Source organism: Fibrobacter sp. UBA4297, from assembly GCF_002394865.1.
Taxonomy (GTDB): Bacteria; Fibrobacterota; Fibrobacteria; order Fibrobacterales; family Fibrobacteraceae; genus Fibrobacter.
Window position 1 is genome coordinate 48,585 of record NZ_DGUZ01000013.1, and the last position, 16,835, is coordinate 65,419.

Below are 16,835 nucleotides of genomic sequence, written 5' to 3' on the forward strand. Positions count from 1 at the left end.
GGCGTTATGCTAAAGATTGGAATTACGGGTTCGATAGGTGCAGGCAAGTCCTTTATGGGACGGTTGCTACGTGCGCGTAATTTCCAGGTGCTTGATGCCGATTGCAAAGTGCATGAACTTTACCGCGATTCGGCGGGGCTGCGCGCTGAAATGGCTACGTACTTTGGCGAAGAATGCTTGACGCCGACGGGCGTGAATAGTGCGCTGATTGCGGACCGCGTTTTTGCGGATGCTAATGCTCGCGTGAAGTTGGAGCAGATTGTTTACCCGTACTTGAACCGTGCCGTGGCGGAATTTTTTACAGGGGAGGCCGCGGACTCTTCTAGTGAAAGTGCCATGCAGTTGACGAAAGTCGCGGACAAGTGCCGGTTCGTGGAGGCTGCGCTTTTCTCGCGTGCGCCCGAGCTTGTAAAAATGCTTGACGAAATCTGGATTGTCGATGCGCCTGAATGCGTTCGCTTGGAACGCCTGGTGCTGCGTGGCCTCAGCGAAAGCGATGCTAAACGCCGTATTGAAAATCAGCGTGGCGCCTGTGCTCCGGAGCTTTTCCCGGGCAAGCGGATTCGCACGGTTATGAACGATGGCGATAAATTGCACGTGGAACAGCAGCTTGATGAACTGCTAAGAGACTTACACTAATTTATTGGAATTATGCAACCTTATATTCACCAGTTCGCGAATTTTTTGAGAGCCCATTTGAATTCAATTTCGGTCGGGCTGATTGCAACGCTTTTGATGCTCTATGGCGCCTGCATCAATAACTATTTCAAGCGCATCACGAAAAGCATCCCGTTCATCGGGCGCTTTGCGTTGTTCGTAGTGTTGTGCAGCGTGGGGTATGCGTTTGCGAGTTCACAGATGGTGCGCCTTTTGCGCATGGTGCTGCGCGAGCTTTCGGACCTCCCGTTGATTGGGGTGGTCGCGGGATGTTTTGTGCTGCTCGCCTTCCTTGCGAAAAGCGGGAAAGACATTTGATACTTAGTCAATAGTCAATGGACAATAGTCATTAGCTTCAACCAATAACTATTAACTAATGACTGATGACTAATAACTAGTTGAAATTATCGTGGTTTACTCCGTATAAAATAACGTCATCAATCCACATTTCGCTTTCGTCTACAATCCAGATGGTGAAAGTTGTGACGCGCGGCTTGACGAAATCCCATCCCATATTCCCGAACTCGCCATCGCCTTCGACAAAATCGCTTGGCGTAAAGCTGAAGCGTTTCCAGGTGGAATCGAGATAGTCCACATACTTTGTTTTTCCGGTCGGCTCGTCGAGAACTTCTACCGCAAAACCGAGCTCGCCCTTGCCTTTGGCGTAGAACGCAATGGAATCGATGCCTTCTAGGCTAGACGGAACGCGGCTTACGCGTGAGCCTATCATCGACCACTTGCCTCGCGATTTGGATGAACTCTTCCAATGGAAAACGTAGCCGCCACGTTCCTTGCTGGATTCAAAGGCGTCCTGGACGTTTTCGCTTGAGGGCACTGTTGTGACGTTTGTGTCTTGTGGATGGAAGTACCATTCGCGCGGACCGTCGCCGTAGTCAAATGCGGATTCGAGTTTTTGATTTTCGAAGTCAATCAGCGTGATGGAATGGATGGCTTTTACGAGCGAGTCGGGGAGGCTTGCCCAGATGTCGTTGCTTGCGCTTGCGTCGAGTGCTGCGGTTTTGCCCCAGTACATTTCGAGACTTTCGACGTTTGATGAGCCGTCGATGCGGATTTGGAATTCTGCGGACTGCGGAGTGTCTGGAGTGGTGCTGTTCCAGAAAGCTCGCTTGAATGCGAGTCGGTTCCCGCTTTGGTCGGTGAATCGGATGTCGTTTCCGTTGTCCATGGCTTCGCTAAAGTCGAAGTTCGTTTCGTTTAATCGCACAAAGACAACGGTAGTTTCTGCGATGGGTTTCATCCAATCCGAGATTGTAGAATCAAGCGGAATGGTGCGAACATGTGCCCATTGCTCTAATTGTTCATTTTCGAGAGTCGGTTTTGCTAGCGCTTGGATATCGCTCTTTTCGCCAGCAGAAATTGTAATGGAGGCTTCGCCGATGGTTTCTTGTTCGTCAGGCAAAATGGCGCGAATCTGGTAGCTTGCGGGCGGGAGTGAATCGAGTGTGAATTCGCCGTCTTTGTTGGTCTTTACGATTTTATCGGTGCCGTAAATCTGGACCCAGGCGTAGTCGGTTCCTTCAGGGAGCTCTGCCTTGCCGGTGACGGAACCGAGTTCTTCCATTTGCATGGTTGTTAATTTATTCTTCTTTAAGTCGCTAGAGGCAATAGCTTGGAAAACGCCGGAATTGCCATCAATGATTTCAATGTAGCCTTTATCGAAGTTGATGGAATCCATGACGATGTTGCCGAGTGAATCTGCGGCGACTTCTAATGTTGCGTCTTGTATATTATTTTGCGTGACGGCGGAATCCGATGAAACTCCTTCCACGTACCAAAGCGGACGGATCCTTGCGACGACGTTGGCAGCCGGTTTAGAATCGATGCTTACAACGTTGATGATGCAAGCGTTTTCGGTTTCAACGGTGCTAGCGCCTGCGAGATTCTTATCCGAGGAGCAGGCGAATAGTAATACACAGGATAGAGATGCTAATAATCTTTTCATGCTATCCTCGCTTTTTCTTTAGATGTTTCTTTGTCAGAAATGTCGGCGACGGGGTATAGCGAAAAAATGAACTGCATGACTTTCTTGGGCTCTGCAACTTCGGCAACGCGTTTTTGAACTTGTCTGCGAAATTCACAAGTCATCTCGACGAGGTCTTCAAGACATTCGTCATCAACGCAAGCGAGAATTGATGAAATGTTGCGCTCGCTTGGCGGAATGTTGACAAGTGCGTTTTGTGCAAGCGTAAGCAGTTGATTCTGGTAACTGCGAATGGCGGTAACTTTGGTTGCTCCTGCCGATGTAAAATTGACGGTCGAAACGGCGTAGCGCTCGGAGGCGAGCGGCGTAATCATCTTGAGTTCTTTCAAGACTCGAATGGCTTCTTTCACCTGGTCCTCGGAAACGGCGGGCGTAATCTGCTTAACCAAGGTGCGGACATCGGCCTTGCCGCCATTGATTTCGATAATCGAACGAACAACGGGTATCCACCAGCGGCTGAGGAATAAAATTTCGTTGGAATTCAGTTTGCGGAGGCTCACGTCTTGCAATGCGAGTGCCATCTTGTAAAGCTTGTCTTTTTTTGCTTTGGATTTTGTGCGCGATGCCGCTACCAAAATCTCAAAAAGTTCTCCATCGCGGCCTTTGAGCCCGAGCAATTTTTTGGAGAGCGGGATACTCTGCGCGGGGAGGTGGGATTCCTTATTCAATACACGGAAAACCTGGCTCGTTTCGAGTCCAAGTTTTTGTCCCATCATCTTATAGGAAAATAGCGGAAACTCCAATTTCTTCTGCACGAAGAAATTTTTCAGTAGATCTCTGTAATCGCCAATTTCGTCTATGTTTAGCATGGTGAACCCTCTACTATGAAATAGATTTTTTACAATGTCATGGGGACGTTTTTTTTGAAGTTTTATTGACGAATTGACAATATGGTGTATGATGTTTATCACGGATTATTTTTGTAAAAATGATGTTTTTCTTACATCGGTACGGTTCGCTCTCTAAAAATTTAATTTAAGAAACAGAAAACAGAGAGGTAGCTATGCAGAAAGAAGACATCGTTGTTTTACGGCAGGTTGTGATTTTTTCACTGATTGCTATTGTCCTTGGCTTTGTTTACGGCTAATCTTTAAGTAAAATTTGGTGTATAGGCATAAAGCTGGTGCGGTTGAGAGCTGCACTGGCTTTTTTGTTTATAAAAGATGTTATATTGTTCTAGCCTTAAAAAGATTAAAAAGGGATTGTTAAAAATGCCAGCAGAAATTAAAATTCTTGAACGTGCTGAAATGTATTTGCGAAAGCTTTCTTGTGGGGTGAATCCTTTGACTGAGGAATCTTTGCCGGAAGCAGATGTTTGTAAGCAGGAACGTATTAGCAAGTGTCTTGCTTATGTGGCGGATTATTTAAAGCAAAAAGTGATGCCGGTGATGGAACGCCTTGAAAAGCCGATTGCACCGAGGCCGCAAAAGGTTGTGAAGCCGCGTCCAGTTCGTGAAGTGGTAACGCAGGAACTCGTCTTCACGCCTGAAATGTTGTCCAAGTTCGAAATTTCTGTTGAACCGGTTTCTGTGTCGGGCGTTGTTCGTCGCCTAAACTTTTTGATTCCGCATGGGAGTGGAATGATGCCGCTTGTGTATGCGGATGTTGCTGAAGTGCTTTCGAGAGAAGGAATCCTTTTGAAAGAAGAAGGCGATAAGGGTAAGGACTTGAATTTGCCGACTCCGCGTGGTGAAGAACTTGGCTTTGCAAAGGTCGAAGCGGATATCCGTGGGCACCATTCGATTTACACAAAGTGCAATGCCGATGCTCAGAAGTTTATCTTGAATAATATTGACAAATGCGTGGCGCAGGCGAATGAACGCTTGGCTAGGCGTAAGACTCGTGCCGAATTGGGTGAGACTGGCCGTAGTGGTAAGGAAAAATTCCATGTGACCGAAGAACAGCTCAAAAATTATCCGACGGATGAATCTCCTGTGCCGGTCAGCGAAATTGCTAGACGCTTGAACGATTTGCTCCCGCAGGATTCGAATGTGGAAAAGATTTATTTCAAGACGATTCGCGACTGGTTTGTCGCTCAGAACATGCTTGAAGAAAAGAAGACCGCTCTTGGCAAGATTTATTTTGAACCGACGGAAGCGGGTGCTCAGAACGGCATAGTGACGGAATCGCGCGTGGGCAAGAATGGTGAAAACTATGATGCCGTCTTGTACAATGGTGCTGCACAAAAGCTTGTGCTTCAGCACGTGAACGAACTCGCGTAATTAGTCATCCTGGAGCCGAAGGCGATAGGATCCATAATATGAAAATCGCCGCCCCTGCTTTTCGCAAGGACGGCGTTTTCGTTATGCAGTCATCCCGGCCCTAGTGCTCTTTGACTACTTGCAGCTATGCTGCTTAGTAGTTATGATCCGCGAATGGGGACGGGATCGGTTTACACGTCTCGAATTGCGGGTTTTTACCGCAATCTGCGCAGGCCTCTTGGCATCGGGACTTCCTTACCATTTTCCCCGAGCAAGTAGATGTTGTCGAGGTTGATGAATCCCTTGCCGCTGTAGCGAGCGCGGAATGCGAAGTTCTTGATCTTGGTCGGGTCGAGCTGCGGAATAGTCTTGCCCCAACCTTCCTGCTTCATGTTTTCCCAGATGAGCGTGTCGCGAACCCAGTTGCCGCGTGTGTTCTTGAGGCGTACCATGAATTCGTCGTAGTCTTCGACCTGGCTCGACATGATTTGCAGTTCGATGTAGCCCTGCGGATTGTTGTGCGATGTGGCGTAATCGAAAACGATACCGACGGAATTTTTGATTTCTTCCGGCACGTTGTAGTAGGCACCGGAGTAGTTCGGCCAACCGAGATTAGGCGGTTGTTCAACGATGAAATCATGGCGGATGTAGCCGCCGAGAGGCGGGTTGCCGTTGAAAACCTTGGCGTCCATTGAGGTGGCGTTGTCTCCATTCACGACCGGGAACCACGATACGTTGTCTAAACCGTTATCGAAGTTCTGCATCACGCTTGTGGTGCGGTAAGCGCCACGGACGCGGAATGGAATATTGAACGATGTCTGTTTTTTGTTCTTGCCTGTGATGGTGACTTTAATTTCCTTATTACCGATTGAGACTTTTTCGGTGAGCGGAATTTGCAAGTGGAAACTTTCGATAGAAGAATTCCATTTGCCGTCATCCGGTTTTGCCTGAACTGTGAGCGGACCGTTCTTGTCCCATTTCTTAATTTGAACTTCTGCACCGGCGAGCTCACCACCTTCTTGCACGGCGGTTACAAAGAGGTCGAGCGTATCACCGACGACAAGGACCTTCTTTTCAAGTGCTGCGGCGAGAACTTCGGGTGCGCTGTTTTGCTGAGCCGGGTTCATGCGGACAACGACAGTTCCAAACGGCGGCACTTCGATATCGCGATTCTTGCCTTCGATGCGGCGGCCGCTCGGACCCATTTTCGGGTACGGGTAAGCGTCGCGCTGGTCTCCAATCCACTTGAACTGTTCTGCGCCAAACACGTCAACTTCTACGCGTGCATTGCTCGGCTTTTTCTTTTCGCTCTTGCGATCTACCTGCACAATTTGCTTGGTGTCGGTGAGGTTCACGAGAAGAACGTTGCAGCTGTTGCCTTTGCAAATGGCGTATGGCACGATGGATTCTGTAGTGCTCTTGACGGGAACGACGGCGTAACCGCTTTCGAGGAATCGCTTGAACGTCATGTAGACACCGTAATATTCGGCGGTGGGTTCAAGGCTTGCCCAACGGTTCCAGGATCCATCCTTGACTAGAGCTGTCATGCTGATGACGCCCCATGTGTGGTCCGGGCCTTCAAACACGTTGCCAAAGGCATCCCACGGGAGAGCCTGGAAACGGTCGCCAAAGCGGACGGCGTATTGTGCAAAAATGTTTGCCATGCCGGCCGCCTGCGGGTAGTCCATCCAAATTTGAGAGCCTTGTACGGACGTGCTGAATTCTGAGAGGAATACGCGGCGTTTGCCTTCAAGATATTTGTTCATCCAGGCATTGAGTGTATCGGCGTTGTGAGCGACATCGAGGCTCGCCTTGAGCATGTCTGCGGCATTCAGGTTGTTCGGTGCCCAGTACGGATAAGTGTGCAAGTCAACGACGTCGAGATAACGCTTGCCATCGGCTTTTTCTGCTTCACCAACGATGCGCAAAAATTCAGCCATCCAGTATTTGCCATCCATGAGACCTGCGCCTTTTTGCAACATCTTGTGTGTGCTGAGAAGCGGGCCGTGCAAGATGATGCTCGGATCAACAGCCTTCATGGCGCGGGCGTATTCGATAAAGCGCGCTGCATATTGCCTTGCCGAGAGCGGACCGGACTCTTCCCATTCTCCATCAAGTTCGTTGCCGATTTGCCATTGCTTGATGTTGTATTTTTTGACTTTGTTGGCGTAGCGCACCCAGGCGGCTGCTTCCTTAGAGGTTCCAGTGCCTGCGTTGACGCAAATGACGGCTTGAGCTTTTTGATCATTGACAAGTTTCGGGAGCTTGTTGATGTAGGTCATGAATTCTTCGAAATGCCATTTGATGTTGGTCCAGTCGGTGCGCGGCTTGTCGCCGTTGCGAGTGGACATCGCAAAGAACTTGTAGTCGTTCCCGGCGAGCAAATCGTCAGAGCCGCTATAAAGCTTCATTTCTCGGATTTGTACGCCTTTAGACGGTAAGTCGGTCGTCTTGAATCGGAGTGCTACATAGCGAGCGCGCGTTGTGGCAAACTTGTATTTTGTTTCGCCGCTTGTGACCTTGACCGTACCCCATCTCTTTAACTTGTTTTCGAGATTCTGGTGAACGCCCGGGTATTCGGCATATTCGTCCGTCCAGTACGAAAGTTCAAAAGACTTCGGACGGAGATTACCCCATTCGACGATGATGGAATCGAGGTCTTTCTTTTCGGGAAATTCTATGACGACCCAAGGTGGATCTTTCGGGTCCAAAATTTCGCCCCACCACATGGTGTTCATGTTGTTATCGGCAAGGTGACTGCGACGGATAAAACCATAGTTGTCCTTGGTCGTGCCACGGTAAATCGTTTCTCCGAGGAATCCTGGAGCCCAATCTGTGTCGCTTGGCGTCCAGAGGCCGGTGCTGTCGTATTTGCCGGCGCCGTTCCAGTGGTAGTCATTGCTCAAGCTCCCGTTCGGGAAACGGAAAATCGTGTAGCCGCCATCAACGAGGGCGGGCGTCATGTCGTAATAGCGCGTAGGCGGATTCCAAATGGCAAGATCCGCGCCCATCATGTTTTGCTTGTTGATGACAACGCCCGGATGCGCATCGTCAATCTCGATGATGTTCTGTGCTGCAAGCGCGGAAATTGTCGAAATTGCAAGTGCTGTGCTGCACAAACGTTGTTTGAAATTCATTTGACCTCCTCGAAAATGGGGTAGGGTGCACTGTTGAAATTTATTGGATTTCTAGCTTGCTAAAAGTTTCGTAATGGTCAGCGGTGTAGTAAATAACGCAATCGCTTTGATAGACAAGTCGCTTGGTGCCTCGGTTCTTGGTGGAGTATTCGATATCTGCTTCGTGGTAGGAGCCTTCTGGCAATGTTGCATGATAGTTGCTTGCGTTGGATGCGTAATTGTTGAATTTGTCACCACCAATCATCACGCCGATGGTTGTCCACGGGTTGAAATTCCACTTTTCAAATGTCTTGCCGGTCTTGGATTCGTAAAGTTGTTGGCCTTCGTCTTTGCCAACATAGTTGCTTGGCAACTTGTCGAACTTGCACAGGTATGCCGCCACGGAATCGCGAGTCGTGTATTTGCCTGATTCTTGAACCGCTTCGTAGATACTTTTGACTTCGACCGAAGAAGAACTCGCTACGCTACTAGACGAGATTGCTTTTGTACTGGAAGAACTTTTGGCTTGGCTGCTTGATGATGTTGCTTTGGAGCTAGAGGATTTTTCTGTAAAACTACTGGATGATATTTTTACGCTTGACGAACTTTGGGCTGTACTGCTTGATGAAATCTTCTTGGTGCTGGAAGAACTTGAAACAGGGCTGCATGAAGAGGAAGAGTTTTCTTCATATTCATCGTTGTCGGCGGGGGCCGAAACGCTGCAGGCGACCGTGGAAATGGAAATGGCGGTGACGAAAAATAATGTCAGGATTTTTTTGATTTTCATGTTTTAAAATGTACTAAAAACGATTTTTACAACATGGACTTTGCATAACCTCGAATGGCGTTAGGGCCTAATTCTAATGTTTGTTCTTCTTGACAAGACTTTTTTGTTGACGATGTACAATAGGTATGCCGCAAAAAATGAAATTAGCATGGTCAAAATGTTCGAAGAATCTTTATCGAGAAAGTCTATGAAATCAAAGAATAATTTGTATATAAATATGTGGCACAAATACAACTCTAATGACATTAATCCAAAGACGGTAAATATTTTATCGATTGTTTTGAATTTTTCAAAAAATTTTGCAAGGAGAATGCAAAGAACAGGCGTTATGATAATGTAGGGGAGGTAGGCGAGGGAACAGGTCTGCAGAGCGTAGAAAAAATAGGTCTGGAATATGAATAAAATAATCGTTGCGATAAACGCGGCAGCCAATCCGATTGCTTTTAGCTTTTTTGTGAGTCTAATGTTGCAACCGTCTTTTGCCCAGTGGCCAAAAATAGCGCCTATGAAAAATATCGGAATCCTTGCGTAAGTGAGGATGATGAATCCGCCGTAGTTCTTGTTGTTGTAGCAAAGAATGCAGGTTAAGGCGTAGATTAACATTAATGAAAGTCCTGCCCCGATGAAATAGAAGGATGCTTTAATCCCATATTTTTTGAACAGCTTAAAGTAAATGGGGTATATTGCGTACAAAAAAATAATGCATGAGATAAACCACGTCTCATCACGGTATCCAATCCAATAGCCTAATGTTGTTGCCTTGCATATCAACAAATAAAACGCTCTGGTGCTAAAATCCATTTGAGCTAAGAAAACGATGCCTGTCACAACCCAAAATTCGGGAATGATACGGAAAAATCGGCTCTTATAATATTTCTTTAAATCAAAATTTTTTCTGGATAGCGAATAGTAAAGACCGAAACCGGACAAGAATAAGAAAATGTCTACGCCGCCATAACCGACAGACCTGATAAAGTCAATGAGGGCTATGTCTGTGGGCACGCGTAAATGAAACAGCATCACCCATATTATTGCAAGCCCCATAATGGCGCTTCGGTGTTTTGATAACAATTGGAGTGTTTCGTTCATTTGAATCTCGTCCCTTCGCTGGTACAAATAAATCTAATTGCAAAAAGGAAAATGAAGTGATAATTGAGTGTAAAAAGTTTTATTTTAAGACGTAAATGGAATGATAAACTGGAAAATTGAAGAAAATATTTTTATTAAAAATTATATTTCATACGTAAAACAAGGAGGATTTTATGCAAATGAGTTACGTTGAATGGGTTTGCCCGGAATGCAAAACGAAAAATCGTGAATCGTGCAACAGTTGGATGTACGGGAGCCCGATTCGTGAGTGCAAGGCCTGCCGTAGCGAATATTTGGATCGGCGGTGGCGCGAAGTCGCTATAGACGGATTTGACCCGCGCAGTAATAACTCTAGTTTTTTTCTGAAAGGTGCTTTGGTCCTTTTGGCAATTGCGGCCATTTGTGGTGCCCTTATTTGTTTCCAATCGGGTGGGGGAGGCTTTTCGATGAAAATTTTGCTTGTGGGCGTGTTTAGTGCCCTTGGGGCTCTATTCTGCATGTTTAATTTTTTGCGAATCAAACTCGGTTTCCAAAGCAAGGATGACGACAAGTTTATGGCTGAATCCAAGGCTCGCTTGAGTGATTCGCTGTATGTCGAGAAATTGCGGAAGTATGGCTACAAAGTCTAGGGCGAAACTAGCGTAATTATCATAAGGTCTAAAAATGCGCATTCTTGAAAAAATTAGTGAATTTATCGGTAAGTGGATGGTGATTGTAGTTCTCGCGATTGCGGCACTCTCGCTATTTGTTCCGAAATCGACTCTCTGGATTGAGCTCAGTTGGGTGAATTACCTTTTAATGGTTGTGATGTTTGGTATGGGGCTTACGCTCAGGCTCAGCGACTTTGCGCTCGTATTTGCACGCCCGAAAGAAATCATTATTGGATGCGCGTCGCAGTTTGTCGTGATGCCAGCTCTTGCGTTTTTGCTTTCGAAGGCGTTCGGGCTTGATGCCGCGCTGATGGCAGGTGTCGTTCTCGTGGGCACATGCCCGGGAGGCACTTCGAGTAACGTCATCACGTATCTTTCGAAAGGCGATGTTGCACTTTCTGTTGGCATGACGAGCGTGAATACGCTGCTCGCTCCCGTGCTGACTCCGGCGATTACCTATTTGCTGCTCAGAACAACGGTCAATGTCGATGTGATGGCGATGTTCCTCTCCATCGTGAAGGTCGTGATTGTGCCGATTGCGTTAGGGTTTGTTATCAACAAATTCTTTGGCAAATGGACGGCGCGGGTGGTCAAAGTCTTGCCGCTCATTTCTGTGGTTGCTATTGCGATGATTGTTGCGGCTGTCGTTTCGCACAATGCAGCGAAGATTCTCTCTACGGGCGCTATCGTGTTCGCGGTGGTGATTTTGCACAATTTGCTCGGTTACGGTTGCGGCTTTGGACTTGGAAAATTGCTGAAATTCTCGACGCCCAAAACTAAAGCGCTTTCCATCGAAATTGGCATGCAGAATTCAGGGCTTGCCACAAGTCTTGCAGCGACCGCGTTCTCGGGCCTTGCCATGGCGACAGTCCCCGGCGCCATTTTCTCCGTATGGCATAACATTTCCGGTGCGATTCTCGCGAATGTTTACCGCCGTTGGGACAAGTAAGTTATTTCTTCTTTGCAGATAACTTCTTGAATTCAGTGCGGGCCTTTTTCATGTCGGCGAGGAAAGTCTCGTCATTATGCAGACTTGCAAATGCAGCCGACACGAGAACCTTCGAGGCATCAACATCGCTTTGCCAGTGGAACCCGGCAATCACGCGGCTTTGTCCCCATTCATAAGCGTACTTCAACAACGCATCTTGTGCGGATGGATTGATTTCAACAAGCAACATTGCCATGGACCATGCAAGAATCGTATGCCCTGACGGGTAAGAGCCATTCTTTCTTAAGAGTTCTTCATCTTTAGGAACGAGCGTCGGTTCATTGAAACGGTCGAACGGTCGACGCCTCATGTAGTGCTTCTTCGGGACTCGGCCTACTTGGCGGAGCGTTGCTATTCCGCGCTCAATTACGTTCATGATGGCGGGAGTCTTTTTTGCAGAAATCTCCAAGCCGAAAGGTTCGCTGAACATCCGAAGCATATCTTCTATATTGTGCGTCGATTGTGCAATTGCGAGTGCTGCACGTGCGGAATCGGCTCGCATCGCCTTGCCCCACATGTATTGCGAGATGTCGTACATGAACTGGACGGACGTTGTTTCGGGCGGCGCGGGGTAGAAATTGAGCGCGTTCGGAAGCGCGTCTGCCTTGACGTATGGTTTGACATCGGTTGCGAAACTGCAAAGAGTTGCTCCGCAAATGGCGAGGGCGAAGATTGATTTTTGAAGAATTCTAATCATATTTTAAAGATATATTTTTAAAAATCGCATGAACGCTTGTTGCTGCAATGAAATGCGCATTAATCGCGTTCGTAAAAAAGTTGCGTGTTGCGGTGCCAAGCCACTTTGCGGTAAACCGGCTCCAATAGTGAATCGTTTTCGTTCAAAAAGAACATGTGCCTTTTCGTGCACATAGACACTAATTGCACGCAATAACGCGCTGTCGCTTCTGTGTGATGCTTTCTGTGGAAGCACGAAAGCATCAGCAAGTGGTCGTTTTCCATTGCTTTTTCAATGGTGCCACGGTAAATGTGGGGGAGGTTGCAACCGCGAATCCAGACTGCAAATGCACCGTTCGCAAGTGCAATGTCCAAAATGCGACGTTCCGCATCCGAATGGAACGTGCCCACAAGGCACTGGTGGAACCGCCCTGCTTCTGCGGCCCATTGCTCCAGTCGATAATCATCTGCGTCAAAGTCTCTCGACGCGAAAACACCGATTTTCGTTTCTGGCCCATACCACAAGCGTTTCGCCCCTGCTGTGTTGATGCCAATAAGTTTGATTTTGTTCATATTTTTGCTCCCTTAAAAAATAAAGACCGCCCCGCTTGCGCGGACTGCGATCTAATAACATCACCCTTTCTGGTGCTGGGTGAAATATACAATTATAATTTGGGAAAAACAAGTGTTACAAATTATGGGTAAAACGGCGAGCGTATTTGCGAAGTCTCTTGCATCGGGCGAAAAGAACTGTAGCCAAAGACCGTTTTCAGAATTTCAAGTGGAGTTTGCATATTATCCTAATTATCGATATCACCCTTCCAGTCGTTTTTTCCGTTCTTCCCAGTCGGGCATGAACGTCGCTAGTTGCTGATAGAATTTTTTTGAATGATTCGGGTATAGGAAATGCGTAAATTCGTGCGTAACGACATATTCAATGCACGACACTGGCATAGCGATTAGTGCTGTATTGAATGTCACAAATCCCTTTTTCGGAGAACAGGAACCCCAGCGAGAAACCATTTCGCGGAGCTGGATTTCTGGGAACGCGACGCCATATTTTTTTACTTGTGGATAAACCTTCTTGCAAATAGCCGTTATTTCATCTTTGCATTTTTTGCGGAGCCATGTTTCAAGCACACGCTTTTTCAAATCGGCATCTTGCACATCCTTAACATATAACGTCACGTAACTTTCGTCTGATTCTACTTTACTGCGCGATGCATTCTTTATTTTGAGACGCAAGTTGCGGCCCAAGAACTTGACCGTTTCGCCATTGACAAATTTGTTCTCTGAAACAGTCTCACGGTTTTTGTCCTTGAACTTTTTGAGTGCGCGCAATATGTATGCCGATTTTTCCACAACGAATGCGTCAACCATCTTCGCAGCCACATCTTTGGGTGCCGACACATAAACACATTGGTCGGCACGGATACGCAGATTAATATTCTTGACAGGCTTTCGCTCAAGCGTATAACTTATCGCGTTGCCTTCGGCCTCAACGGTACGGAGCATCAAAATCTCCTCATGGCGACATTCAGTACGCTTTCTGTGATTTTGTCGATATCGTCAAAATCTACGGCAAAGCCCTTGTCGTTTTCCAGCTCATAGAACAAGTCGTCGATATCCTGCCTAATACGGTTGTGAATGTCGATATTCGTTTTCCAGTCAACGGTATCATGCGCTCGCACGATCTGCGTTATCTTCTGCGAAATAGTCGCGATGGTTTCAGAATCCATATTGTATTTTTCAGAAAGCACGGGCATGGTAACGCCATAAAATGCTTGCGCATCCAAATCACCCGCAATCTTTTCCGGGAACTTCTGTTTGGTATCGCCCCTACGGAAATCACCTAATACCTCAAACATCTGCTTGAGGTATTCCTTTTCCGAAAGAATTCGATTCTTGAATTCTTCCAAGACGGCGTTGATTCTCTTGGAGAAACTGTCGTAAAAGGCAGGGTCTTCATCGCGGTTCAGTTTTATACGTTTTGTAAGGTGCGATACAATCGCATCGGCCTTAGACCTGTCCGACGGCAATTTGTTAACGACCTTGTCGAAATCGCCGATATTCATAATATCAATCGGTTCGTAAATCTGCTGTACATCCTTCACTGACATGTAAGTATCCAGCAGGTTTCGCATTTGCGGTTCGTATTCCGAATTATCGAGCGCATCGGCATAGCGGATTTTCACGCTGCGGCGAATCTTCGAGAAAAATACGAAGGTATCGCGGAACATTTCGATTTCTTTGCGTTCGAACGCGGCAAAAGCCTTCACGGAGTTCATCACCATTGTAAAAGCGCGGCCATATGCGCAGAGAGCATCGTAAAATTTGGCACGGACTTCTGTATCTGCCAAAAAGATTTCAATCTCTTCCGTATCCTCCTTGTTCTTGACCGGTGCGAAAACATCCCATAGTTGCGAATAGGTCTCGCGGAGGCGCGCCACGCAAGTCATGACATCGACAACGACACCCTTGATGTCCGCCGAATCGTAATTTTCAAGTCCAGCACCGCTATACACTTCCATGGCGGCGTCCAACTTGCTAATTAGCCCTCGATAATCTACAATCAGGCCGAAATCCTTGCCTTCGTAAAGACGGTTTGTGCGGGCAATGGCCTGTAGCAGCCCATGATCCTTAAGTTCCTTGTCTATGTAAAGAACTTGCGTTCTCGGGGCGTCGTAACCCGTAAGCAACTTACTGCAGACAATCAAGATGTCTATTTCGCCATCGTAGAACTGGCTTTTCAGCGTATCTTCGTAGTCGTCGGCATCGTCATACTGCTTCATCATCTTGTTCCAGAAGCTTACAACAAGGTCATCGGAACTTTCGTCAACATCGTCATGGCCTTCACGCATATCCGGGGCCGAAATCACCACCTCAGTCCTGATGTCGCAAAGGGTATCGAAAATTTGCTTGTAGCGCACGGCATCACGTTTAAAATTACACGCCAGCATCGCCTTGAATCCCGATTCCTTGAAACCGTCCATAAAATGCTGGTAAATATCTATTGCCACACGCCTAATGCGAGAATCACTAGATGTAAGTTTTTGGATGCTGCTCCACTTCGCTTTCAGTTCTGCAATCTGCGATTTGTTCAGCTTTTTCGTCACCATCTTGAACCACAAATCGATATTTTCTTCATCGACTTTCTGGTCCACAAAGCGACCTTCGTATATCAGCGGGACAATCGCCTTGTCCTCGACGCCATCCTTAATCGTGTATTTGTGAATCAGCTTGCCGAACTTATGCAAGGTGTTCTTTTCGTTTTTCAGAAGCGGCGTGCCGGTAAAGCCGATGTAGCAGGCGTTCGGGAATACCGTTCGCATCTTGGTCGCGAGCGAGCCGTAGTTCGAACGGTGGCTTTCATCGACAAGGACAAAAATATCCCTAGAATTATTCTTGACGCCCTGATTATCTACCGTATTGAACTTGTTGATAATCGAAGTGATAACATCAGCCTTGCCTTCGTTAATCAGGTCGCAAAGGTTTTTGCCGCTTGTAGCACGGGCCGGCGTCAAGCGTGTGTGCGTAAACGTCTTTGCAATCTGCTTGTCAAGTTCCTTACGGTCGGTCACGACAATCACTTTGGGACTTACCGAACTCAGTTCTTCAAGAATATACTTGGAAACCATCACCATGGTGAGCGACTTACCCGAACCTTGCGTATGCCAGATGACGCCACTCTGACGGTTGCCCGCCGGGTCATTTTCGGCAATGGTCTTCATAATCGCCTCTACCGCAAAGAACTGCTGGTATCGGCAAATCTTTTTGATGTTGGCATCGTAAACGACAAAATACTTCGCGAACTTGCGCAAGCGTTCTTTTTCAAACAGCGAAATAAGCGTCTTGTCTTGTTCCGTCGGAGTGCGCCCCGCCACAATCTGATCGACAAGGTTCGTTTGCCATTCCGTGTCCTGCTCGCGCCATATATTCCAGAATTTTTTCCCGGTACCCACAGTCGCGTACTTGACCGCATTCTTGTTTGTCGCGACAATCATCTGCACGTATTTGAACAGTTGCGGAATATATTCCGCTTTTTGGTTGCGGATATTCTGCTCGACACCCTTTTCTTCAGAAATATCGGGAGCCTTGCACTCGATAACGGCAAAAGGAATTCCGTTCACAAACACAACAATATCGGGGCGGGCGTTTTTCTGTTTGTCCCAACTGTCGCAAGAGAATTCCTCCGTCACATGGAAAACATTGTTTTCGAAATTGTCCCAATCGATATAATTCAGGTTGAAACTTTTCGTTGTCCCGTCCACCAGTTTTTCCTGATAACTCTTGCCAAGCATCAATGCATCGTAAATGCGTTCGCTCGTTTTTACCAGGCCCTCGGTTAACGGGACATCAAGTTCTGCGATAGCCCTTTCGATATTCTCGGCGGAGAACTTGTATGCAATGCCATTATATTCAAACTGGTTTATTTTCTGGAGCTGTTTGCGGAGGATTTCCTTGAGCAATACATTGTATTGCGTGCCACGCTCTTGGGCCGCATCTTCGGGCGAAATGTAGGTATAGCCCAGCTTCGCCAGCACTTCGATTGCGGGGTACTTGCTTGCATTATCTTCAAGCATCAAGTCTGATTGATTTGTAAAACTCATAAACCTCGTTCCTTTTAACCTAATGTGCCAAAACAATCTGCCATTTTATCCGCCAAGCAT

At 47.2% G+C, this 16,835-nt stretch carries 14 protein-coding genes; 5 read left to right on the forward strand and 9 right to left on the reverse strand.

Features of this window, described 5'->3' with window-relative positions; translation table 11 throughout:
- The first annotated feature begins 6 nt into the window (after positions 1-6).
- Together coaE and B3A20_RS07055 are read left to right on the forward strand one after the other, a co-directional pair.
- Positions 7-639, forward strand: coding sequence for a dephospho-CoA kinase (coaE, locus tag B3A20_RS07050; RefSeq protein WP_290763135.1), 633 nt, complete (start codon positions 7-9; stop codon positions 637-639).
- Between the two features lie 12 nt (positions 640-651).
- Entirely contained in the window at positions 652-975 is a 324-nt protein-coding gene (locus B3A20_RS07055) for a DUF3392 family protein (protein ID WP_088640469.1), read from the forward strand.
- 76 nt (positions 976-1,051) lie between these two features.
- Here the strand turns inward: B3A20_RS07055 and B3A20_RS07060 are convergent, their stop codons facing one another.
- The gene (locus B3A20_RS07060; RefSeq protein WP_290763138.1) at positions 1,052-2,620 is read right to left on the reverse strand and encodes a carboxypeptidase-like regulatory domain-containing protein; all 1,569 of its coding nucleotides are present in this window, start codon (positions 2,618-2,620) and stop codon (positions 1,052-1,054) included.
- Positions 2,617-3,468, reverse strand: coding sequence for a DUF4423 domain-containing protein (locus tag B3A20_RS07065; protein ID WP_290763140.1), 852 nt, complete (start codon positions 3,466-3,468; stop codon positions 2,617-2,619). The genes B3A20_RS07060 and B3A20_RS07065 overlap by 4 nt, the downstream gene beginning before the upstream one ends.
- 402 nt (positions 3,469-3,870) lie before the next feature.
- On the opposite strand from B3A20_RS07065, the gene B3A20_RS07070 reads away from it, so the two are divergent.
- Positions 3,871-4,881: a hypothetical protein gene (locus tag B3A20_RS07070; RefSeq protein WP_290763142.1), complete on the forward strand. Its 1,011-nt coding sequence runs from the start codon at positions 3,871-3,873 to the stop codon at positions 4,879-4,881.
- A gap of 194 nt (positions 4,882-5,075) precedes the next feature.
- On the opposite strand, the gene B3A20_RS07075 is transcribed toward B3A20_RS07070, so the two are convergent.
- The 3 genes from B3A20_RS07075 to B3A20_RS07085 are packed head-to-tail and all read right to left on the reverse strand — an operon-like array spanning position 5,076 to position 9,852.
- Positions 5,076-7,997, reverse strand: a complete 2,922-nt coding sequence (locus tag B3A20_RS07075; protein ID WP_290763144.1) for a glycoside hydrolase family 44 protein — start codon at positions 7,995-7,997, stop codon at positions 5,076-5,078.
- A gap of 40 nt (positions 7,998-8,037) precedes the next feature.
- On the reverse strand, positions 8,038-8,763 hold the full coding sequence (locus B3A20_RS07080; RefSeq protein ID WP_290763146.1) for a ribonuclease domain-containing protein: 726 nt from the start codon (positions 8,761-8,763) through the stop codon (positions 8,038-8,040).
- Positions 8,764-8,823: 60 nt separating this feature from the next.
- Positions 8,824-9,852 (reverse strand): acyltransferase family protein, encoded by a 1,029-nt coding sequence (locus tag B3A20_RS07085; protein ID WP_290763148.1) that lies wholly within the window; start codon positions 9,850-9,852, stop codon positions 8,824-8,826.
- A gap of 173 nt (positions 9,853-10,025) precedes the next feature.
- On the opposite strand from B3A20_RS07085, the gene B3A20_RS07090 reads away from it, so the two are divergent.
- Positions 10,026-10,481, forward strand: a complete 456-nt coding sequence (locus B3A20_RS07090) for a hypothetical protein (protein WP_290763150.1) — start codon at positions 10,026-10,028, stop codon at positions 10,479-10,481.
- 34 nt (positions 10,482-10,515) lie between these two features.
- Entirely contained in the window at positions 10,516-11,451 is a 936-nt protein-coding gene (locus B3A20_RS07095; protein WP_290763152.1) for a bile acid:sodium symporter family protein, read from the forward strand.
- A gap of 1 nt (position 11,452) precedes the next feature.
- Here the strand turns inward: B3A20_RS07095 and B3A20_RS07100 are convergent, their stop codons facing one another.
- From B3A20_RS07100 to B3A20_RS07115, 4 genes are all read right to left on the reverse strand, one after another.
- On the reverse strand, positions 11,453-12,187 hold the full coding sequence (locus B3A20_RS07100) for an acid phosphatase (RefSeq protein WP_290763154.1): 735 nt from the start codon (positions 12,185-12,187) through the stop codon (positions 11,453-11,455).
- A gap of 59 nt (positions 12,188-12,246) precedes the next feature.
- Positions 12,247-12,738, reverse strand: coding sequence for a hypothetical protein (locus B3A20_RS07105; RefSeq protein ID WP_290763156.1), 492 nt, complete (start codon positions 12,736-12,738; stop codon positions 12,247-12,249).
- 240 nt (positions 12,739-12,978) lie between these two features.
- Positions 12,979-13,680 (reverse strand): M48 family metallopeptidase, encoded by a 702-nt coding sequence (locus B3A20_RS07110; protein WP_290763158.1) that lies wholly within the window; start codon positions 13,678-13,680, stop codon positions 12,979-12,981.
- On the reverse strand, positions 13,680-16,775 hold the full coding sequence (locus B3A20_RS07115; protein WP_290763159.1) for a type I restriction endonuclease subunit R: 3,096 nt from the start codon (positions 16,773-16,775) through the stop codon (positions 13,680-13,682). The genes B3A20_RS07110 and B3A20_RS07115 overlap by 1 nt, the downstream gene beginning before the upstream one ends.
- Positions 16,776-16,835 lie beyond the last annotated feature (60 nt).